This window comes from Streptomyces acidicola, assembly GCF_009377235.1.
In the GTDB taxonomy this organism is placed as follows: domain Bacteria; phylum Actinomycetota; class Actinomycetes; order Streptomycetales; family Streptomycetaceae; genus Streptomyces; species Streptomyces acidicola.
On record NZ_VMNX01000003.1, the window covers coordinates 82,181 to 101,991 of the forward strand.

Consider the following 19,811-nt stretch of genomic DNA (forward strand, 5'->3'; position numbering starts at 1 on the left):
GGCGGAGCCGCATGATGTCGCTGCCCCGCGCCCCCAAAGGGGCGCGGCCTCGGCCCGCTTGCGCCGCATGAACCCGCCCCGGCCGTGGAAGACCCAACGCGTGATGGACAGCGCACGCGTCGTCGTCATCGGCGGTGGAGTCATCGGCACGAGCATCGCCTACCACCTAGCCCGCGCCGGCGTGCCCGACGTCGTGCTCGTCGAGCGCGACGAACTGGCCTCCGGCTCGACGGCACGAGCCGCGGGCGGCGTCCGCGCCCAGTTCTCCGACGAGCTCAACATCCAGCTCGGCGCCCGCAGCCTGGAGGCGTTCGCCCGTTTCGGCGAGGAACCGGGCCACGACATCGGACTGCACCGCGTCGGCTACCTCTTCCTGCTGTCGACCGAGGCGGAGGTCGCCGCCTTCGAGGCGGGTGTCCGGCTGCAGAACTCGCTCGGTGTGCCCAGCCGCCTGCTCGACCCCGCCGAGGCACAGCGGCTCTGCCCGCTGATCACCACCGACGGTCTGCTGGCCGCCGCGTTCTCGCCCGACGACGGGCACTGCACGCCCGAGGCCGTGGTCCACGGCTACGCGGCCGGCGCCCGCCGCCACGGCGCGCGAGTGCTGCGGCACTGCGAGGTCACCGGCATCGAGACCTGAGGGGACAGCATCACGGCGGTGACCACCGGCCGGGGCCGGATCGCCACCGACACCGTAGTCTGCGCGGCCGGCCCCTGGTCCCGGGCCGTCGGCGCCATGGCGGGCGTGGACCTCCCGGTGGAGCCGCTGCGCCGTCAGATCGCCGTCACCGAACCGGTCCCGGACCTCCCGCCGGACCTCCCCATGACGATCGACTTCGCGAGCAGCTTCTACTTCCACACCGAGGGCCCCGGCCTCCTCGTCGGCATGTCCGACCCCGACGAGACCCCCGGCTTCGCCACCGACACGCACGACCGCTGGATCCCCCGCCTGTACGAGGCCATGGAACGGCGCGCCCCGGCCCTGCTCGACCTGCGCCGGACAGGCGGCTGGGCCGGCCTGTACGAGATCAGCCCCGACCACAACGCGCTGATCGGCGAGGCGGGTTCGTGCTCCCGCTTCCTGTACGCCACCGGTTTCTCCGGCCACGGCTTCCTCCAGGGCCCGGCCGTCGGCGAGGTGGTCCGCGACCTGTACCTGGGCCGCGTACCCTTCGTCGACATCAGCCCCCTGAGCGTCGACCGGTTCGCCGCCGACGCCGCGCGCCCGGAGGTCAACCTGGTATGACCCAGCTCCACCTGTGGCTCCGCCACGAGTCCCGCTCCACCGAACGCCGCACGCCGATCGTCCCAGCGGACGCCGCCCGGCTCGTCGAGAACGGCATCACGCTGACGGTGGAGGAGTCGCCGCAGCGGATCTTCCCGACGGAGGAGTACGAGGCGGCCGGGTGCCGTGTCACGGCGGCGGGCTCCTGGGGCACCGCACCCCGGGACGCGGTGATCGTCGGACTCAAGGAACTCCCGGACGAGCCAGCAGAGTTGACACACCGCCACATCTACTTCGGGCACGCCTACAAGGGGCAGCCCGGCGCGGAGGCGCTGCTGCACCGGTTCGTCGCCGGGGGCGGGGCGCTGCTGGACCTGGAGTACCTGGTCGACGACGAGGGCCGCCGGCTCGCCGCGTTCGGCTACTGGGCCGGGTACATCGGCGCGGCCCTCGCCGTACTCCACCACCGGGGCGTGCTCGACACCCCCCTGCGGCCCACGGCCAAGCAGGAGCTCGAGGAGCAGCTCCGCACGTCCGGGGGAGAGGTGAGCGCGCTGGTGGTCGGTGCCCTGGGCCGCAGCGGCCGCGGGGCGCGCGTCGCGCTCGGCGAGGCCGGGATCGCCCCCACCTGCTGGGACCTGGCCGAGACCCGCGCCCTGGACCGTCGGGCCCTCCTGGACCACGAGCTGATGGTCAACACCGTGCTGACGACCCGGCCGGTGCCGCCCTTCCTGACGGACAAGGACCTCGACGACCCCGACCGCAGGCTTCGGACCCTCTCGGACGTCACCGTCGACGTCGGCTCACCCATGAACGTGCTGCCGATCTACGACACGACCACGGACTGGGAACATCCCGTACGGCGCCTGCGCGAGCGGCCCCCGCTCGACCTCATCGCCATCGACAACCTGCCGTCCCTGCTGCCGCGAGAGGCCAGCACCGACTTCTCGGGCTCGCTGCTGCCGCAGCTGCTGGACTTCGGTGTCACCGGACCGTGGGGGCGCTGCCTGGCCCGCTTCCATGAGGCGTTGCGCGAATCCGGTATCGGAGGAGGGGAGTTCGACGATGACTGAGGGCGCGACCGGGACGGTGAAGGAGGCCGCGGAGGGGGCCGTTCCCGCGAGCGGCACGGTCCACTGGATCGGTGCGGGCCTGTCCACGGGCAGCGGACTCGCCGCCCTGTGCGACGTCGCCGATCGCGTACGGCTCTGGCACCGTACCGAGGAACGCGCCGCTGACGCGCTGGCGGCCCGGGGCCTGACGGGTCGTGCCGAACCCCGCGCGTACACGCTCCCGGCGCTCGCGGCCGAACTCGCCCCCGGAGACGTGGTCGTCTCGATGCTCCCGGCCCCGGACCATGCGCCGCTGCTGGCCACCGCCATCGACCGGCGGGCCCACTTCGCCTGCTCCAGCTATGTCTCGGACGCGGTCCTCGACCAGGTGCCGGAAGCCGATGCCAGGGGGCTGACCGTGCTCACCGAGGCCGGCCTGGACCCCGGCATCGACCACCTCTTCGCCCAGGGCCTGATCGGGCGCGCCGAGCGGGCGGTCGGCGCGGGCACGGCCGCCACGTACACCCTCACCTCGTACTGCGGCGGCATCCCGGCGGTACCGAACGACTTCAAGTACCGCTTCAGCTGGGCCCCCGCGGGGGTCCTGGGCGCCCTGCGCGCACCGGCCCGCTACATCGAGGACGGCGCGGAGACGACGGTGGTCCGCCCTTGGGAGGCGACCCGCCCCCATGTGATCGACGGCGAGACCTTCGAGGCCTACCCCAACCGCGACAGCGTCCCCTTCGTCGACCAGTACGCCCTGCCCGCCGCCTGGAAGCCCCGCACCTTCGTCCGCGGCACCCTCCGCCTCGACGGCTGGCTGACCGCCTGGGCGCCGGTCTTCGCGGAACTCGAACGCGGCGACGACGAGCGCATCGCCGCGCTGGCACGACAGCTGGCGGCGACGTACCCCACCACCGAGGCCGATCACGACCGTGTCGTCCTCGCGGTGTCGCTCGACGTGACGGGCGGGCCGGGCGAGAGCTGGTCGGGCCGCTACCTGCTCGACGCCGTCGGCACCACCGAGGAGAGCGCCATGGCCCGCTGCGTCTCCCGCCCCCTCGCCCTCGGCGTACGGCACATCCTCGACGGCACCCTCCCGCCGGGGCTCAGCCGGGCGGCTCGGACGGCGGAGCGGTCGGAGGAGTGGCTGGAGGAACTGGCGGGGGACGGGGTCGAGTTCACGTTCCGAGAGGGCCGGTGAGCGTCGCGGAGGTCAGTCCTCCCCGCAGTCCTCCCCGGCCGTGAACGCCACTTCCAGTACCCGCTCACCGGTGCGGACCCGCATCCCGGAGGCCACGGCGTCCGCGGCCGGGTCCCGCGACGGTTCCGCGAGCCACCAGAGGTTGAGGGCCGAGCCGAGGAGGAGGGCGTCGAGGCGGGGGCGCGGGGTGCCCCACGGGCGGCGGGCGTGCGCCTCCAGCAGGGTGCCGCCGCGCAGCCGGACCAGACAGCGGTCGTCGGCCAGCGGCGCCACCACGACGTTCAGGTGGGGGAGCCGCTCGGCCGTGCGGCGCACCCACTCGGCCGGCGGCAGCTCGGCGTCGACGACCGTGCGCGCCATGACCTCCGCGCTCTTGGGATGCAGCACGTGGGTCTCGCGGTCGGTGACGGCGTAGAAGCCGCGTGCCTCCCGCGGGCCGAGCCCCGTGACCACCGGGCGGCGCAGCACCTCGACGGTGCCGTCGGGGAGCGGGCTGCCCGTCACGTCGTACGTGGTCCGGGTAGCGCGATGCTTCGAGAGCACGCTCGAGGGCTGGTTCTGGAGCGGGAGGGCGCGGCGATGGGGTGACGCCGAGTCGGTCGTAGATCCACCTCTCTTACTGGGCAGAGGCAGCCGTATCGCCTCCGGGCAATTCGGCGTCTGCTCCCACGGTGGTGAGGGCGACCTCAAGCAGGTGCAGCAACTCCGAGTTGAGTGACCGCCGGTCAGCAGCCGACTGAGCGGTCAGCCTGGTGTGTAGATCGTCGGGGACATGAAACGTGCACTTGATCACGCATTGTGCCGCCACGGTGACAGCATGCCACGTTTCCGCATGTATCCGACGCCGCAGCAGGAGCAGCAGATGTTCCTGCACTGCGCGCACGCTCGGTACATGTGGAACCTGGCCGTTGAGCAGCACTCGCACTGGGAGCCCGGCCGCAAGTCGGCCCCGGGTTTCGCGGAGCAGTGTCGGCAGCTTACTGAGGCCCGGCGTGAGAACGCATGGCTTGCTGCTGGTAACGCGGACGTGCAGCAGCAAGCACTCAAGGACTTCGCAAAGGCCAAGAGCGCTCGCTTCACCTCCGGGTTCGGTGAGCCGACCTGGCGGAAGAAGTACCAGCACGAAGGCTTCCGCGTCATCGGAACCGACCGCCTGCCCGAGTACGAGTTGGACGGTACGCCGAAGCTGAAGTCCAGGACCGGCAAACAGGTCATGGGCCGCTTGGTGGTAGTGCAGAAGCTCAATCGCCGGTGGGCGCAGGTCAAGGTGCCCGGCTGCGGCTGGGTGCGCTTCCGCCTCAGCCGGGCCTGCCTGCCCAGCGCGAAGACGTACCGCATCACCTTTCGCAACGGCCAGTGGCACATCGCGTTCGCCGTGATCCCCGAGCCGATCGCCGCACCCGGCACGAGCGAGGTCATCGGCATCGACCGCGGCGTGACCATCACGGCGGCCCTGTCGGACGGGCGGAAACTGAACTGCCCGCAGTTGACCGTCAAGGAACACGCACAGATCCGCAAGCACCAGCGGCGGGCAGCGCGCGCGAAGAGAGGCAGCCCGGAGAAGACCGCCGAGCAGGCGAAAGTCTCCCGGCTCAAGGCGCGGGAGGCGAACCGGCGCAAGGACTGGTGCGAGAAGACCAGCACGATGCTCGCCCGCAGTTACGACCTGATCCGGTTCGAGAAGCTGGACATCAAGAGCATGACCCGCTCGGCGAAGGGAACAGCCGAGCAGCCAGGCAAGAACGTGCGGCAGAAGGCCGGGCCGAACCGGGGCATCCTCGCCCAGGGCTGGGGCCTGCTCCACCGACGCACCGAACACAAGGCTCCCGGGCGGGTCGAAGACGTACCCGCTCCGTACACCTCCCTGCGATGCAGCGCCTGCGGATGGATCGAGAAGAAGTCGCGCAAGAGCCAAGCCGACTTCGCGTGCGTATCCTGCGGCTTCACCTGCAATGCGGACGAGAACGCAGCAACCAACGTCGCGGCAGGACAGGGCGGGATTCCCCGCCCCAGGCGTCAAGCCTGTGCCGGAGGAGTGACAACGGCCACCGGCCGTTCGAGCGCTCGTGAACCTCAACCCACCTGGGTTGGAATCCCCCTCTCTTGAGAGGAGGAGGATGTCAATGGCTCCCTTTCCGCGCCGCCGATCCGTGCGGGCCCAGCGTATTGCCCGATGGCACCGTGTCCCACCCGTCACCGGGCGGTCGCGCGGGGCTCAGCCCACCACCGCTTCGTGCACCAGCCGCCGCAGCTCGGGGAAGACCGTGTTGGAGGAGGTCGGCCGCACCTGGGTCATGAACTGGACCGTCAGGTCCCTCGTCGGGTCGACCCAGAACGTCGTGGTGGCCACACCGCTCCAGCCGAACGTGCCCCGGGAGGAAGGGGTTTCGGTGGCCTCGGGGTCGATGACGACCGACACGCCAAGGCCGAAACCGACGCCCGCGTTACTGGGCAGCCGGTGGGGTGCGCTGCCGAAGGACCGCAGGTCGGCGTTGTCCGGGAGGTGGTTGGCGGTCATCGTGCCGATGGATTCCGGGGAGAGCAGGCGGGTGCCGTCGAGTTCGCCGCGGCGGCGCAGGAACTCCATGAAGCGGTGGTGGTCGTGGGCCGTGGCGGCCATGCCCCCGCTGCCGGACAGGAAGCGCGGGCGGCCGTGCAGCGGGAGGCCGGGTATCGGGGTGATGCCGCCGTCGTCGGTCTCGCCGTACAACTCCGCCAGCCGCGGCGCCTGTTCGGGTGTGACGCAGAAACCCGCGTCCGTCATGCCCAGGGGGCCGAAGAGCCGCTCGGCGAAGAACTCGTCGAGGGGCAGACCCGAGACCACCTCGATGACGCGGCCGAGGACGTTCGAGGCGACCGAGTAGTTCCACTGCGTGCCCGGCTCGAACTGCAGCGGCAGGCTCGCGTACACGTCGCACGTACGGGCCAGGTCGGCGCCCGAGGGGACGGAGTTCTCCAGCCCCGCGTCCCGGTAGAGCGCGTCGACGGGGTGGGAGTGGTAGAAGCCGAACGTCAGGCCCGAGGTGTGGGTCATGAGATGGCGGACCAGGACCGGCTGCTCCGCCGGGCGGGTCACGGTCTCGCTGCCGGAGCCCGACTCGTACACCCGGGGCTCGGCGAAGGCCGGTATGTACCGGGACACCGGGTCGTCGAGGGCGAGGCGGCCCTCCTCCACGAGTATCAGCGCGGCCACCGACGTGACCGGCTTGGTCATCGAGTAGATGCGCCAGATGGTGTCGGTCTCGACGGGGAGCCCGGCCGCGCGGTCCCGATGGCCGTACGTCGTGAGGTGGGCGACGCGGCCGTGCCGGGCGACGGAGACCAGATAGCCGGGCAGTCGGCCGTCGTCCACCAGGTGGGCGAAGTGCTCGTCCAGCCGGGCCAGGGACTTCGGGTCGAGGCCGACCGAGCCCGGCTCCACCTCTTGTCGCAGTCGTCCCATGATTCACCTCCGGTGCGGCCCGGGCACTCACGCGACCCGGGCCACGCTCTCCGCTCCGGCTCGACGGTCCGCTCCGGGCCATGGCTCACGAACGTCCTTCCTTCTCATGCTCCCTTACGGACGGTGAGTCAACCGTGTTCGGGGTTCCCGGTCCGGGCAGCCTGAAGCAGAGCACGCCGCCGAGCGCCGCTCCGCACGCCAGCGCCGTGAGTGCGGGGCCGGGCGCCACCCCGCCTGACACACCGATCACCGCCGTGGCCACCGCGACCCCGAGCGTCGGGCCGATGTTCAGCGCGGTCTGCTGGAGCCCGCCCGCCACCCCGACCGACTCCACCGGGACGTCCCGTACGACGACCGCGGTCGCCGTCACCATCACCGCCCCGAAACCGGCCCCCACCAGCAGGAAGCCGCCTCCGATGCCCACCGTCGACGTGCCCTCGTCGATCCGGGACAGAGCCACCACACCGAGGGTGAGGAGCCCCATGCCCCCGAGGGCCGTCGGGCGGGCACCCCACCGGCGCAGCAGCACGGCCGAGAGCGGTGCGGCCGGCACCATTGCGACCGCTCCCGGCAGCGCGGTCAGGCTCGTCCGCAGGGGGTCCATGCCGAGGACGTCCTGGAGGGCGTAGCTGCTGACGAACATCGTTCCGAGCATCGCCGCCGACGCGGCCACGAGGACACCGAGCGCCGCTCCGACGGCCGCCGAGCCCAGCACGCCGGGCGGCAGCAGTGGATCGGCGGTGCGCCGCTCCCGGCGTACGAAGGCGACGGCCGCGCCCGCCGCGGCGAGCAGCCCGAGCACGGTCCCCGTTGTGGAGTCCCCGTCCGGTGCGCCGACCAGCGTGTGCACCAGCCAGCCGAGGGCCACCGCGAGCAGACAGGCACCGGGCAGATCGAGGCCAACTGCACCGGTCCGCCGCCGCGCCGGGGCTCGCACGGTCAGCGCCAGGAGACCCAGCACGAGCGCCGGCAGGACGTTGAGGAAGAACACCGAGCGCCAGCCCAGATGGGTGACCAGCACCCCGCCGACCAGAGGACCGGCCGCGGCCGCCACCCCTATGGCACTGGTGCGCAGCGCGAGCGGCATGCCCAGCCGGTCGGGCGGGTACGCGGCGCGCAGCATGCCGAGAGTGGCGGGTTGCAACAGTGCCCCGAAGACGCCCTGGGCCACCCGCAGAGCGATCACCCAGCCCACACCGGACGCCCACCCGATGCCCGCCGACGCCGCCCCGAAGCCCAGCATCCCGACGGCGAACATCCGGTGGTGGCCGTACCGGTCCCCGAGGCGCCCCGCGAAGACCAGCAGGCTCGCCACCGCGATGAGGTAGCCGGTGCTCGTCCACTGCACCTGGGCAAAGGAGGCGTGCAGTTCACGCTGGAGGGTGGGCTGCGCGATGGTGAGCACCGTTCCGTCGAGCGCGACGATCACCGCACCGAGGACGCTGCTCGCGAGGGTGAGACGGCGGGGCGGTGCCACGGCCTCCACCGTCGCCGTCGTCAGGCCCGTTGCTCTCGGTGCCCTCATTCCTCCGGCCCCAGGTGTGCGTCCAGGGCGGTGCGCAGGAGGGGTGCGAAGTCGTCGGTGCCCGTGGTGAGCTGGAGGCTGCCCCAGATCCACAGCTGGGCGATGCCGTACAGGTTCGCGAGGAGCGAGCCCGCGAGGAGGCGGGCGTCGGCGTCGGGGCGGGCGCGGCCGACCAGGTCCGTCAGCAGCGCGAAGAGCGGCAGACTCGTCTCCCTGAGGCCCAGCGCGTTGCTCTCCAGCAGGTCGTGACGGAACATCAGCTCGTGCATGCCCCGGCGGGTGAGCGCGAACTCCAGGTACACGCGCCCCAGCGCGGCGAGCTGCTCACGGGGGCTCGCCGTGCCGTCGCCGATCGCTGCCACGCCCCTCGCGGCCAGCTCCTCGAAACCGCGGCGCGCGATGGCGGAGAGCAGCTCCAGGTGGGTGGGGAAGTAGCGGCGGGGCGCCCCGTGCGAGACGCCCGCACGACGGGCGATCTCCCTGAGGGACAGCGCCTGCACGCCCTCCGTGGTCACCAGGTCGACGCCGACGTCGATCAGACGGGTTCGCAGCCCGCCGTCCTGTTCGGTCATAGACACTGTCTACCAGGAGGAAGTAGACACTGTCTACGTGGAATCCTCGTCGGCCACCGACCGTTGATCAGGACATGAACCAGGACGCGAAGGAAGCCGACGGCGTGCCCGACGCCGCGCGGGACGCGCAGAACGCACTGCTCGGGCTGCTCTCCGAGTGCGACGGCGGAGTGCTGGTGACCCTCAAGGCCGACGGCCGCCCCCAGCTCTCGAATGTCAACCACGCGTACTACCCCGACGAGCGGACGGTGCGCGTCTCGATCACGGACTCCCGCGCCAAGACCCGCAACATGCGCCGGGACCCACGGGTGTCGTACCACGTGACCAGCGACGACAGATGGGCGTACACGGTCGTCGAAGGCGCGGCCGACCTGACCCCGGTCGCCGAGGACCCGTACGACGAAACGGTCGAGGAGCTGATCCGGCTCTACCGCGACGTCCGCGGTGAGCACCCCGACTGGGACGACTACCGAGCGGCCATGGTCCGGGACCGTCGGCTCGTCCTGCGGCTGCGGGTGGAGCGGGCGTACGGGGTGCCCAGGCGTTAGGCGGCCGGACGGGCGGGTGTCCGGACGGCGTCGGAGCAGGAGCTGCCGTCCGCCCGTGTCCCGGGCGGCCGTCGGACCGGCCACCCGGGACGGGCGTTCTCCGAACTCTCAGGCGCGGTAAGGGTTGCGCAGATAGGTCAGGCTCAGATCGCCCGTGTTGCCGAAGTACCGGGAGACCAGGTACGCGGGATCGGTCGCTATCGCGCCCGCCTGGAGGTCGCTGCCGTCGTTCGTGTCGTCCCAGGCCCAGGGAGCGTGCGCCGCGTTGTCCTTGCCGTTGTCGCCGCGGAACGCGCCCCACTTGGCGTACGTCTCCGTGTTGTTGCGGCGGCCCCACAGGCTGTCGGCGGCGGTGAGGTCGGTGAGTCCGTATCGCGCGTCGCGGTCGTTGCCACCGGTCGGGACGGAGCCCGCACCGCGGCTCGGCTTGTAGACGATGCCGTCGCCGCCGGGGAACTCGGCACCGTTCCAGGCGTAGGCACCGTGACCGCGCGCTTCCTGGAAGCTCGTCGGGTGCGCCGCACCGTCGTAGTTCTGCATGACCAGGGTGCCGTCGATGTTCTCGCGGCCGTCGGTGAAGGGGCTGCCGGGCGGGGTGTACGAGTAGAAGTTGTCGTGCGCGAGCGTCACCACGGCCTGGAGGGTGCCGTACTGACTGCCGTCCTTGCGGATGACTTCCAGCTGGCCCTCCATGTCGTTCTCGTGCGAGAAGAGGTTCAGCGGGTAGTCCTTCCAGTCCCGGGGGTGGAAGAAGCCGTAGGTGATGTACCAGTGCGTCTGGGTCTCGGCCACCGAGTAGTACGCGGTGCCGGTCAGCCGTGCGGCGTTGGCGTCGAGGTTCTCCCAGTTGTTGAGGGTGTTCCAGTCGCCGTCGTAGTTCACCGACGTCAGGTAGTCGGCGGTGTAGTACGCCGACGAGGTGTCCTGGTAGTGCAGGGGCGCCCAGCGGTAGGCGAGGTCGGTGTCACTGGGGGCGGCGTGGGCGGGCGGGGCGAGGAGCAGTGTGGCGGCGCCCACGAACGCGGCCGACAGCGTTGCCAGGGCGGATCTCCAACGGGGCACGATGGTCCTCCGGTAGGGGGACGGGGGTGGCGACTCCCCATGGTCGGGACCGGCGTGCCCTGTGCAAAGCCCTGGTCAATGAATGTTCAACCCAGGGGTGCGATTGTTCACCTGGGCGCATTGGACCGTACCCAAGTCCTCCTCAGCCCCTGGCGGTTGCGTCCCGAACAGCCGCCTCGGGGCAGGGGCGCGGAAGTCCTCGGACACTCTTCGGTGTCCGAGGGTGTCCGAGGACTTCCACTCGTTTCCGAGGACTTCCACGCGTGACGGGCCCTCAGGCCGCGACCTTCTCCCGGCCCGCGTTCTCGCGCGGCGTGCGCTCGCCGAGGAGTTCCGTCGGGACCTTGTGGGTCTCGCGGGCGGTGACGGCGGCGAGGACCGGTGGGACGCACAGGGCGGCGGTGAAGAGGGCCACGGCGAACCAGTCGTCACCGTTCGGGCCGGCGATCTGCGCGGCGAACGTCACGGCGAACCCGGCGACCGCGAAACCGATCTGCGTGCCGATGGCCATGCCGGAGAGGCGGACGCGGGTGGAGAACATCTCACCGTAGAAGGAGGGCCAGATGCCGTTCGCGGCCGAGTACACCACGCCGAAGGTGAGGATGCCGAGCAGCAGGACCAGCGGGTACGAGCCGGTGGAGATCGCCCACAGGTAGACGAACATCAGGATCGCGCTGCCGGCCGCGCCGACCAGGAACACCGGGCGGCGGCCGATGCGGTCCGACAGGACGGCCCACGCCGGGATCGCGCCGAGCGCGACGAGGTTGGCGAGCGCGCCCACCCACAGCATCGACGAGCGGGACAGCCCCACCGCGTCGCTCGTGCCGTACGCCAGCGCCCACACCGTGAAGATCGTGGAGACCGAGGCGACCAGCGCGCCCGCGATGACCCGCAGCACGTCCGCCCAGTGCGAGCGCAGCAGCTCGGCGAGCGGCAGCTTGGCGATGCCCTCCGACTCGACCTGCTGGGTGAAGGCCGGGGTCTCCTCCAGGGTGCGCCGGATGACGTAGCCGACGACGGCGACCGCGATGCTCAGCCAGAACGGGATCCGCCAGCCCCAGGACAGCAGCTGGTCCTCGGGGAGCGCGGCGACCGGGATGAAGATAAGGGTGGCGAGCAGCTGCCCGCCCTGTGTGCCGCTGAGGGTGAAGCTGGTGAAGAAGCCCCGGCGGTTCGGCGGTGCGTGTTCCAGGGTCATCGAGTTGGCGCTGGCCTGCTCACCCGCCGCCGAGATGCCCTGGAGGACACGGCAGATCACGAGGAGGACGGGCGCGAGCGTGCCGATCTGGTCCCGCGTCGGCAGACAGCCGATGAGGAACGTCGACAGCCCCATCAGGATCAGCGTGAAGACCATGATCTTCTTGCGGCCGAGCCGGTCACCGAAGTGCCCCAGGAAGAGCGCGCCGATCGGGCGTGCCGCGTACGCGACACCGAACGTGGCCAGCGACAGCAGGGTCGCCGTGGCCGGGTCGGACTCGTCGAAGAAGACCTCGGGGAAGATCAGGGCGGCGGCGCTGCCGTAGATGAAGAAGTCGTAGTACTCCAGTGCGCTGCCGATCCACGCGGCCGTAGCGGCTTTCTTGGGCTGGCCGGGCGGCGCGTCGTGGGGTGCGGCGGGGACAGACGACACGGCGTGCTCCTTCGAGGGGGCTCCACCGTAGGCGGAGCGAGCGGAGGGGAGAAGTGCCGGATCCCTGGGGGTGAAGGGTCGGCCGCGCCGGGTGCTGCTTGCTGCCCCGGCTAATTAACCCACTGGATAGTTAGTAGCGGTTGGGCAGTGATGTTGCGCTCAGGTTTCCGGGGTGTCAAGAGGTCGCGCCGAAGGAACTTCGCGGGCCGGGTCGCGCAGAGGGCCCGGCCCGTCGTGGAGCGGCCCGGCTCGTCGTGGAGCGGCCCGGCCCGTCGTGGAGCGGCTCGGTCCGTCATGGACCGGCTCAGTCTGTCGTGGAGCGCCTCAGTCCGCCGCGCGGTCCGCTGTCAGATAGGCGATGACCATGTCGCCCAGCATGGTCCGGTAGTGCTCGCGCTGGTCGGCGGCGATCAGGTCGCGGCCGAAGAGGGCACCGAACGTGTGCCGGTTGGCGACGCGGAAGAAGCAGAACGAGCTGATCATCGCGTGCAGGTCCACCGCGTCCACGTCCGCGGTGAACAGGCCCGACTCCCGGCCCGACTCCAGGATGCGGCGGATGACCTCCAGCGCGGGGGAGCCGATGCGTCCCAACTCCTCGGAGGCGGCGATGTGTTCGGCCTCGTGGATGTTCTCGATGCTCACCAGGCGGATGAAGTCGGGGTGCGCCTCGTGGTGGTCGAAGGTCAGCTCGGCCAGCCGGCGGATGGCCGCGACCGGGTCCAGGTGCTCGACGTTCAGCTCCTGCTCGGCCTGCCGGATCACCGAGTACGCGCGCTCCAGAACGGCCGTGAACAGCTGTTCCTTGCCGCCGAAGTAGTAGTAGATCATCCGCTTCGTGGTGCGGGTGCGGGCCGCGATCTCGTCGACGCGCGCCCCGGCGTACCCGGCGCGGGCGAACTCCGCGGTCGCCACGTCGAGGATCTCGGCCCTCGTGCGGGCCGCGTCGCGCAGCCGCCCGCCGGAACGGGCCGGCTCGTCGACAGTGGTCATCGGGTTCCTCGGATTCCTCGGGTTCCTTCGGGCGGGGGGCGGGCCGGTTCCCGGTCGGCCCAGGGCGTTCGGGGCGCCCGGGGGGCGTCCCGCGACGACCCGGGGTCGGCCCCCCGGTCGAGATCCAGTGTCCGCGATGAAGGGCTTCCGGTGCCCGCGATTGTAGAAGCAGATGGTCATCGCGCAGGGGGTGCGGGTAGCTCAAGCCCGTCCGGGCCTCCGGCCCCGCTCAGGTCTCTGCGGTCATTCCGGCCCCGCTCAGGTCTCCGCGGGACTCATCGGCCCACCGGGCCACCGGTCCGCCGGTCGTTCCGGGGCGGTGACGTGCCCCTTCCCAGGATGTCGGTGGGCTGATATGACTAACGAACCAGTTCGTTCATTAGCTCCGCTCGCAGGAGGCCCAGCCGTGCCCCAGGACTCGTATCTCGTCGGTCTCATCGGGTCGGGCATCGGGCCCTCGCTCAGCCCCGCGCTGCACGAGCGTGAGGCCGACCGGCAGGGCCTGCGCTATGTGTACCGCCTGATCGACATCGACACCCTCCATGCCGGACCCGAGGCGGTGGGTGACCTCGTGCGGGCCGCCCGCGACCTGGGCTTCGACGGGCTGAACATCACGCACCCGTGCAAGCAGCTCGTCATCGAGCACCTGGACGCGCTCTCCCCGGGGGCCGAGGCGCTCGGCGCGGTCAACACCGTCGTCTTCCAGGACGGCCGCTCCATCGGCCACAACACGGACGTCACCGGATTCGCGGCCTCCTTCGCCCGCGGCCTGCCCGACGTCCCGCTGGAGCGCGTGGTGCAGCTGGGCGCCGGAGGCGCGGGCGCGGCCGTCGCCCACGCCATGCTCACCCTCGGCGCCGGGCACATCACCGTGGTGGACGCGATGCCCGACCGGTCCGCCGACCTCGCCGCCTCACTGAACCGGCACTTCGGCCCCGGCCGCGCGGCCACCGCGGCCCTCGACGCCCTGCCCCGGCTGCTGGCCGACGCCGACGGCGTCGTACACGCGACACCCACCGGGATGGCCGCCCACCCCGGTCTGCCGTTTCCGGCCGGGCTGCTGCGGCCGGGGCTGTGGATCGCCGAGGTGGTCTACCGGCCGTTGGAGACGGAGCTGCTGCGCACCGCCCGAGCGGTTGGCTGTCCCGTTCTGGACGGGGGCGGGATGGCTGTGTTCCAGGCCGCGGACGCGTTCCGTCTCTTCACCGGCCGGGAGCCGGACGCCACCCGGATGCTGGCGGACATCGCGGAGTTGGCCGACGTTGCGAGTGTCCGTAACTGAGGGGAACCCCCTCGCGGCGGAGCCGCACAGTGTCACAGCCCTGCGCCCCCGGGCGTGCTGCCGGAACCCAGGTCCTGAAGGAGCACTGTCCATGCGTACCTCCATCGCCACCGTCTCGCTCAGCGGATCCCTCACCGAGAAACTCACGGCCGCCTCCCGGGCGGGTTTCGACGGCGTCGAGATCTTCGAGAACGACCTGCTCGCCAGCCCCCTCACCCCCGAGGAGATCCGCGCCCGCTGCGCCGACCTGGGCCTGAGCATCGACCTCTACCAGCCCATGCGCGACATCGAGGCCGTGCCGCCGGAGGAGTTCGCCCGCAACCTGCGGCGTGCCCACCACAAGTTCGAGCTGATGGGCCGCCTCGGCGCCGACACCGTCCTCGTCTGCTCCAGCGTCTCCCCGCTCGCCCGGGACGACGACGCGCTCGCCGCTGCCCAGCTGTGCCAACTGGCCGACCTCGCCCAGGGCTTCGGCATCCGCGTCGCGTACGAGGCGCTGGCGTGGGGGCGGCACGTGAACACGTACGACCACGCCTGGCGCATCGTCGAGGCGGCCGGCCATCCGGCGCTCGGCACCTGCCTGGACAGCTTCCACATCCTCGCCCGCGGCTCCGACCCGAAGGACCTCGAGGGCATCGCCGACATCCCCGGCGAGAAGATCTTCTTCCTGCAACTCGCCGACGCCCCGCTCATGGCGATGGACGTCCTGCAGTGGAGCCGCCACTACCGCTGCTTCCCCGGGCAGGGCGGCCTCGACGTCACCGGCCTGCTCCGGCACGTCATCGCGGCCGGATACCAGGGCCCGCTGTCCCTGGAGATCTTCAACGACGTGTTCCGGCAGGCCGAGGCGGGTCCCACCGCCATCGACGCGCACCGCTCCCTCCTCGTGCTCCAGGAGGCGGCCGGCCTGGCCCCGCTGCCCGCACCCGTCGTCCCCACGGGCGCGGCCTTCGTCGAACTCGTCACCGTCGACGCGGAACCCGCCTCCGCGCTCCTCGGCGCCCTCGGCTTCGCCCGGACGGCCCGCCACCGCAGCAAGCCCGTGGACCTGTGGCAGCAGGGCGAGGCCCGCATCCTGGTCAACTTGGGCCCGGCCGCCCGCCGCCACGGCACCTTTCTCGCCGCCGTCGGCCTGGAATCCCCGGACCCCGCCGGAGCGGCCCGCCGCGCCGAGGCCCTCCTCGCCCCCGTGCTGCCGCGCCGCCGCGCTCCCGAGGACGCGCCCCTCGACGCGGTGGCGGCCCCCGACGGCACGGAACTCTTCTTCGTCGCCACAGTCGCCACAGTCGCCACAGTCGCCACAGTCGCCACGAACGGCATGAACAGGACGAACAGGGCGGTCGCCGAGGTCGCCACCGGCATCGCGAATCAACCGGAACTCCCCGACTGGCGCGCCGACTTCGTGGACGTCCCGCACCACGACGCGACCCCCCACGGAGTCACCCGTATCGACCACCTGGCCCTCACCCAGCCCTGGCACGAGTTCGACGAGGCGGTCCTCTTCCATCGCGGCGTGCTCGGGCTGCACGCCCAGGAGTGCGTCGACGTCGCCGACCCCTACGGACTGCACCGCAGTCGCGCGGTCAGCAACCCCGACGGCAGCGTCCGTATCGCCCTCGGCGTCGGCGCCGCTCCCACCGACGACGGCGCCCGCGCCCAGCACATCGCGCTCGCCACCGACGACGTGGTCGCGACGGCCCGCGCGTTCCGCGCCGCCGGCGGCCGACTGCTGACGGTGCCCGCGAACTACCACGACGACCTGGCCGCCCAGTACGAGTTCGCCGACGGGGAGCTGGAGACGTACCGCGAGCTGGGCATCCTCTACGACCGGGACGCACACGGCGAGTTCCGGCACTGCTACACCGACACCGTCGGCCGCGTCTTCTTCGAACTCGTCCAGCGCGACGGCGGCTACCGCGGCTACGGTGCCCGCAACGCGCCCGTCCGGCTGGCCGCGCAGCACGCCGTGCGGTGACTCAACTACGGCTGACGGACCTGGTCACACCGGCGAGGACCGTCGTGGCCAGAATCCAGCCCGTGATGATGAGGACGTAGGACAGCGTCTGATACCAGCCCTGCGGGGCGAACGCGCCCTCCTGGCCGAAGGAGATCACCGGCAGCAGCAGGTCGAGCGTGTAGAACACCGGGTCGAACTGCGGGGCCTCGGACGGCTTGAGCGGGGGCGGGTGGTGCAGCCCGTACGCGGCCGAGCCGACGGCGAGCAGCGACAGCAACCAGACGCAGGCGCGCAGCGGGCGGAAACCATAGCCGACGGTCGCGTCCTGGACGTGGCCCCACAGACGGCCGTACCAGGCAAGCGTGGAGCGGTGGCGGCGCTGCTTGGCGAGTTGCACGAGGCGGGCCGCGTGGTCGTCGCCGATGCGGCGGTAGGCGGCGGTCAACTGCTCGTAGGCGTGCGGGACATACCCCTCGCGGTCCCGCTCCAGCATCGGCAGGCGGCGCTCGGCGGGCTCGTGGGGGATGAGCGTGGTGTAGCCGAGGCTGTTGAGGAGGACCACGTCCGGCACCGCCTCCGGTTCCAGGAACAGGACGTCGATCTGGGTGCGGCGCAGATTGAGTCTGCCGTCCAGCGACGCGCTTCCCCGCAGCCAGAGTTCCCCGAACGTGGAGCCGCTCGCCCGCAGCGCCGCGTCACCGGGGTTCGACAGACGGATGTGCGACAGGTCGAGGCGGCCCGCGACACGGGCGCCGCCCAGGCCGATCCAGCCGGCCGCTTCCACGCGCCGCATGAGGACATTGCCCTCCACGACAAGGGTTTGTGCGTCGAGGACGGCGTGGCCGGGGTGGTACAGCCGTGCCCCGTTGAGGTCGACCGATCCGGCGACGGCGGCGCCGTCGAGCCGTATCTCGCCGTGCGTGCGCAGCCTGGGCGCACATATCTCGTCCTCGATGGTCGCCTGCTTGAGCTGCAGTACGGGCTGCGGCCCGTCCGGCGCGGTGAGCTCCGCCCCCTCCAGGAACAGCGTCCCCGAGATCTGTGCCCCGCCGAGGCGGACCGGTCCGCGCAGCCGGCAGCGCGTCAGCCGCAGACTGCCGTCCACCCTGACACGCGCCGAAGCCAGGCCGGGAAGCACGGAGCCGGACAGGTTGAGGTAACTCAGATGGGCGCCGGACAGGTCGGGAGCGTCGTCGAAGCGGCACTGGCTCAGGCGTACGACGCTGTCGACCGTCGCGTACCGCAGGTCCAGGACGCCGGTGATCCGGGCACCGGCGACCTTGAGCGCGGCGACCTCCCCTTCCTGCCGCGGAGCCTTCAGCAGCAGCGCCCGCACCACGCTCGCCCGTACGGTCCGCTCCGGCCCCCACTCGCCGCCGGGCGAGGCGTCCTCGTCCCCAGCCGTACGGAAGTCCACGGCCTCGCCCCGGGGAAACGCCCGCCACACCCGCGCCTCGGCCGGCGTCAGATCGTTGATCTCGCTCACGCCGGGACTCTGACGTGACCCCTCTGGGCTGTCAACTCGCCGTGGCTGTCCGAATTCCCGGCAGACACCCCGACCGCAACGCCATGAGACTGGCAACCCGCGCAGCCCGCCCCAGGCCCTGTCGTCAAACTCCCGTCGTCCGCCCGGAGGGCTGGGGGCACCTCCCACGCCCTTAAGGCAGTGGGGGAGGGAGTTTGACGACAGGGCCTGGACCCTCAGCCGAACGCACCCGACGCGGAGGCGGACCGTCATGCCGAACGGAGCGCAGATCCTCATCGAAGGCCTAGTGGACGCGGGCGTCGACATGTGTTTCGCCCACCCCGGCACCTCCGCGACGCACATCGTGGCCGCCCTGGACGACGTGCCCCGGATGCGGCCCGTCCTGTGCCTCTTCGAGGGGGTCGCCACGGGCGCCGCCGACGGCTACGCACGCATCGCGGGGAAACCGGCCTGCACTCTTCTGCACCTGGGCCCGGGCCTGGCGAACGGACTGGCCAACCTGGACAACGCCCGCCGCGTCGGCACCCCTGTCGTGAACATCGTCGGCGACCACGCGCCGCGGCACCAACGCCTCGACGCGTCCCCGGAGTCCGACCTCATGTCCCTGGCCCGCACGGTCTCCGGCTGGACCCGGCGCACGTATCAGGCCACCGATCTGGCGGGGGACGTCGCGGAGGCGGTCGCGGCGGCATACGGACCGCCCGGCTCGGTGGCGACCCTTGTCGTGCCCGCGGACGTGTCGTCGTCGGAGGCGGACAAGAGCTCCGGGACGGTCCGGGTCGAGGTGCCGGGCGCCCGGCCGGGAACTCGGCCCCGGCCGGGTGCCGTGTCCTCGGCGGCCGTGGCGGCCGCCGCCGAGGTGCTGAGGTCCGGGGAACCAGCCGTCCTCCTCCTCGGCGGCGCCGCCACCCACGGCCCCGGACTGCACGCCGCCGCCCGTATCGCCGCTGCGACGGGCGCCCGGCTGCTCTGCGAGTCCTTCCCCGCCCGGCTGGAGCGCGGCGCCGGACTGCCCCCGGTCGAGCGGCTCGCACACGGGACCGCCGACGCCTCCGCCCAACTCGCGGAAATACGATACCTGTTGCTCGCGGGCACCACGACTCCAGTGGCCTTCTTCACGCATCCGGAGCAGCACGGCCGCCCGGAGCCGCACGGTTGCGAGGTGCGGTCGCTGGCCGAGGGGACGGAGGATGTGACGGCAGCGCTGGAAGAACTGGCGGGTGCCTTCGACCCGCCGAGTCCCTTTCGGCAGAAGCCTCTCCGTCCCGAGCGGCCCACCGGTGAGCTCACCGCCGAGTCGGCCGCCGCGGCGATCGGCGCGCTGCTGCCCGAGGGAGCGATCGTCGTCGACGAGTCGAACACCTCGGGCCTGTGGCTGCCGGACGCCACCGCGGGCGCACCGCCGCACGACTGGCTGCCCCTGACCGGCGGCGCCATCGGCCAGGGGCTGCCCGCGGCCGTGGGCGCCGCACTGGCCGCCCCCGACCGGCGCGTGCTGGCCCTGGAGGCGGACGGCAGCGCGATGTACAGCCCCCAGGCGCTGTGGACGATGGCCCGCGAGGAACTCGACGTCACCGTCGTCGTCTTCGACAACCGCGCCTACTCGGCCCTCAGCCGGGAGCTGATGTCCGCCGGCGCCGACCCCGACGGGGAATGGGTCGCCGACCTCCTCGAACTGTCCCGGCCCGACCTCGACTTCGTCGGTCTCGCCCGCGCCATGGGCGTCCCCGCCGAACAGGCCACCACCGCTGAGGAGTTCACCGCCATCCTGGGCCGGGCCCTCGCCGAGCCCGGCCCCTACCTCGTCGACTGCGACGTGCCGCCGGCCGGCTAGCC

At 71.8% G+C, this 19,811-nt stretch carries 15 protein-coding genes and 1 pseudogene; 8 read left to right on the forward strand and 8 right to left on the reverse strand.

Translation table 11 applies throughout. The features are described from left to right. Positions 1-103: 103 nt before the first annotated feature. The 3 genes and pseudogenes from FPZ41_RS02510 (at position 104) to FPZ41_RS02520 (ending at position 3,481) form a co-directional block, all read left to right on the forward strand. Positions 104-1,246: pseudogene (locus FPZ41_RS02510) on the forward strand (NAD(P)/FAD-dependent oxidoreductase). Then, positions 1,243-2,298 carry a saccharopine dehydrogenase gene (locus FPZ41_RS02515; RefSeq protein WP_152858546.1) on the forward strand — a complete coding sequence of 352 codons (1,056 nt, stop codon included), beginning with the start codon at positions 1,243-1,245 and terminating at the stop codon, positions 2,296-2,298. Before FPZ41_RS02510 ends, FPZ41_RS02515 begins: the two are co-directional and overlap by 4 nt. Next, positions 2,291-3,481 carry a saccharopine dehydrogenase family protein gene (locus FPZ41_RS02520; protein WP_152858548.1) on the forward strand — a complete coding sequence of 397 codons (1,191 nt, stop codon included), beginning with the start codon at positions 2,291-2,293 and terminating at the stop codon, positions 3,479-3,481. Before FPZ41_RS02515 ends, FPZ41_RS02520 begins: the two co-directional genes overlap by 8 nt. Positions 3,482-3,493: 12 nt before the next feature. Here the strand turns inward: FPZ41_RS02520 and FPZ41_RS02525 are convergent, their stop codons facing one another. Then, positions 3,494-4,024, reverse strand: a complete 531-nt coding sequence (locus FPZ41_RS02525) for a hypothetical protein (RefSeq protein ID WP_152858550.1) — start codon at positions 4,022-4,024, stop codon at positions 3,494-3,496. A gap of 274 nt (positions 4,025-4,298) precedes the next feature. On the opposite strand from FPZ41_RS02525, the gene FPZ41_RS02535 reads away from it, so the two are divergent. Next, a complete protein-coding gene (locus FPZ41_RS02535) occupies positions 4,299-5,588 on the forward strand; it encodes an RNA-guided endonuclease InsQ/TnpB family protein (protein WP_152858555.1) in 1,290 nt (429 codons plus the stop codon). 108 nt (positions 5,589-5,696) lie between these two features. Here FPZ41_RS02535 and FPZ41_RS02540 read toward each other — a convergent pair whose 3' ends face one another. The 3 genes from FPZ41_RS02540 to FPZ41_RS02550 all read right to left on the reverse strand — a co-directional run bounded on the left by FPZ41_RS02540 (position 5,697) and on the right by FPZ41_RS02550 (position 9,020). Further along, positions 5,697-6,923, reverse strand: coding sequence for a serine hydrolase domain-containing protein (locus FPZ41_RS02540; protein ID WP_152858558.1), 1,227 nt, complete (start codon positions 6,921-6,923; stop codon positions 5,697-5,699). A gap of 85 nt (positions 6,924-7,008) precedes the next feature. Beyond that, positions 7,009-8,448, reverse strand: a complete 1,440-nt coding sequence (locus FPZ41_RS02545; protein ID WP_152858561.1) for an MFS transporter — start codon at positions 8,446-8,448, stop codon at positions 7,009-7,011. Then, a complete protein-coding gene (locus FPZ41_RS02550) occupies positions 8,445-9,020 on the reverse strand; it encodes a TetR/AcrR family transcriptional regulator (protein ID WP_152858564.1) in 576 nt (191 codons plus the stop codon). The genes FPZ41_RS02545 and FPZ41_RS02550 overlap by 4 nt, the downstream gene beginning before the upstream one ends. Before the next feature lie 74 nt (positions 9,021-9,094). On the opposite strand from FPZ41_RS02550, the gene FPZ41_RS02555 reads away from it, so the two are divergent. Then, the gene (locus FPZ41_RS02555) at positions 9,095-9,568 is read left to right on the forward strand and encodes a TIGR03618 family F420-dependent PPOX class oxidoreductase (protein WP_152858567.1); all 474 of its coding nucleotides are present in this window, start codon (positions 9,095-9,097) and stop codon (positions 9,566-9,568) included. A 108-nt stretch (positions 9,569-9,676) separates the two neighbouring features. Here FPZ41_RS02555 and FPZ41_RS02560 read toward each other — a convergent pair whose 3' ends face one another. The 3 genes from FPZ41_RS02560 to FPZ41_RS02570 all read right to left on the reverse strand — a co-directional run bounded on the left by FPZ41_RS02560 (position 9,677) and on the right by FPZ41_RS02570 (position 13,250). Continuing rightward, positions 9,677-10,630: a hypothetical protein gene (locus FPZ41_RS02560; RefSeq protein ID WP_228022370.1), complete on the reverse strand. Its 954-nt coding sequence runs from the start codon at positions 10,628-10,630 to the stop codon at positions 9,677-9,679. Between the two features lie 274 nt (positions 10,631-10,904). Further along, a complete protein-coding gene (locus FPZ41_RS02565; protein WP_322619743.1) occupies positions 10,905-12,260 on the reverse strand; it encodes an MFS transporter in 1,356 nt (451 codons plus the stop codon). Between the two features lie 324 nt (positions 12,261-12,584). Beyond that, a complete protein-coding gene (locus FPZ41_RS02570; RefSeq protein ID WP_152858570.1) occupies positions 12,585-13,250 on the reverse strand; it encodes a TetR/AcrR family transcriptional regulator in 666 nt (221 codons plus the stop codon). Between the two features lie 406 nt (positions 13,251-13,656). Here FPZ41_RS02570 and FPZ41_RS02575 point away from each other — a divergent pair, with 406 nt between their 5' ends. Next, positions 13,657-14,532 carry a shikimate dehydrogenase gene (locus tag FPZ41_RS02575; protein WP_322619744.1) on the forward strand — a complete coding sequence of 292 codons (876 nt, stop codon included), beginning with the start codon at positions 13,657-13,659 and terminating at the stop codon, positions 14,530-14,532. 91 nt (positions 14,533-14,623) lie between these two features. Further along, positions 14,624-16,507 carry a bifunctional sugar phosphate isomerase/epimerase/4-hydroxyphenylpyruvate dioxygenase family protein gene (locus FPZ41_RS02580; RefSeq protein ID WP_152858576.1) on the forward strand — a complete coding sequence of 628 codons (1,884 nt, stop codon included), beginning with the start codon at positions 14,624-14,626 and terminating at the stop codon, positions 16,505-16,507. A gap of 1 nt (position 16,508) precedes the next feature. Here FPZ41_RS02580 and FPZ41_RS02585 read toward each other — a convergent pair whose 3' ends face one another. Beyond that, positions 16,509-17,975: a translocation/assembly module TamB domain-containing protein gene (locus FPZ41_RS02585; protein WP_322619745.1), complete on the reverse strand. Its 1,467-nt coding sequence runs from the start codon at positions 17,973-17,975 to the stop codon at positions 16,509-16,511. Between the two features lie 250 nt (positions 17,976-18,225). Here FPZ41_RS02585 and FPZ41_RS02590 point away from each other — a divergent pair, with 250 nt between their 5' ends. Beyond that, entirely contained in the window at positions 18,226-19,809 is a 1,584-nt protein-coding gene (locus FPZ41_RS02590; protein ID WP_152858578.1) for an acetolactate synthase large subunit, read from the forward strand. The last annotated feature ends 2 nt before the right edge of the window (positions 19,810-19,811 follow it).

Coding starts and splice junctions, on each gene's coding strand:
- FPZ41_RS02570 (WP_152858570.1), bottom strand. CDS start 13,250: ATGACCACTGTCGACGAGCCGGCCCGTTCCGGCGGGCGGCTGCGCGAC.
- FPZ41_RS02535 (WP_152858555.1), top strand. CDS start 4,299: ATGCCACGTTTCCGCATGTATCCGACGCCGCAGCAGGAGCAGCAGATG.
- FPZ41_RS02590 (WP_152858578.1), top strand. CDS start 18,226: ATGCCGAACGGAGCGCAGATCCTCATCGAAGGCCTAGTGGACGCGGGC.
- FPZ41_RS02515 (WP_152858546.1), top strand. CDS start 1,243: ATGACCCAGCTCCACCTGTGGCTCCGCCACGAGTCCCGCTCCACCGAA.
- FPZ41_RS02555 (WP_152858567.1), top strand. CDS start 9,095: ATGAACCAGGACGCGAAGGAAGCCGACGGCGTGCCCGACGCCGCGCGG.
- FPZ41_RS02520 (WP_152858548.1), top strand. CDS start 2,291: ATGACTGAGGGCGCGACCGGGACGGTGAAGGAGGCCGCGGAGGGGGCC.
- FPZ41_RS02550 (WP_152858564.1), bottom strand. CDS start 9,020: ATGACCGAACAGGACGGCGGGCTGCGAACCCGTCTGATCGACGTCGGC.
- FPZ41_RS02545 (WP_152858561.1), bottom strand. CDS start 8,448: ATGAGGGCACCGAGAGCAACGGGCCTGACGACGGCGACGGTGGAGGCC.
- FPZ41_RS02540 (WP_152858558.1), bottom strand. CDS start 6,923: ATGGGACGACTGCGACAAGAGGTGGAGCCGGGCTCGGTCGGCCTCGAC.
- FPZ41_RS02580 (WP_152858576.1), top strand. CDS start 14,624: ATGCGTACCTCCATCGCCACCGTCTCGCTCAGCGGATCCCTCACCGAG.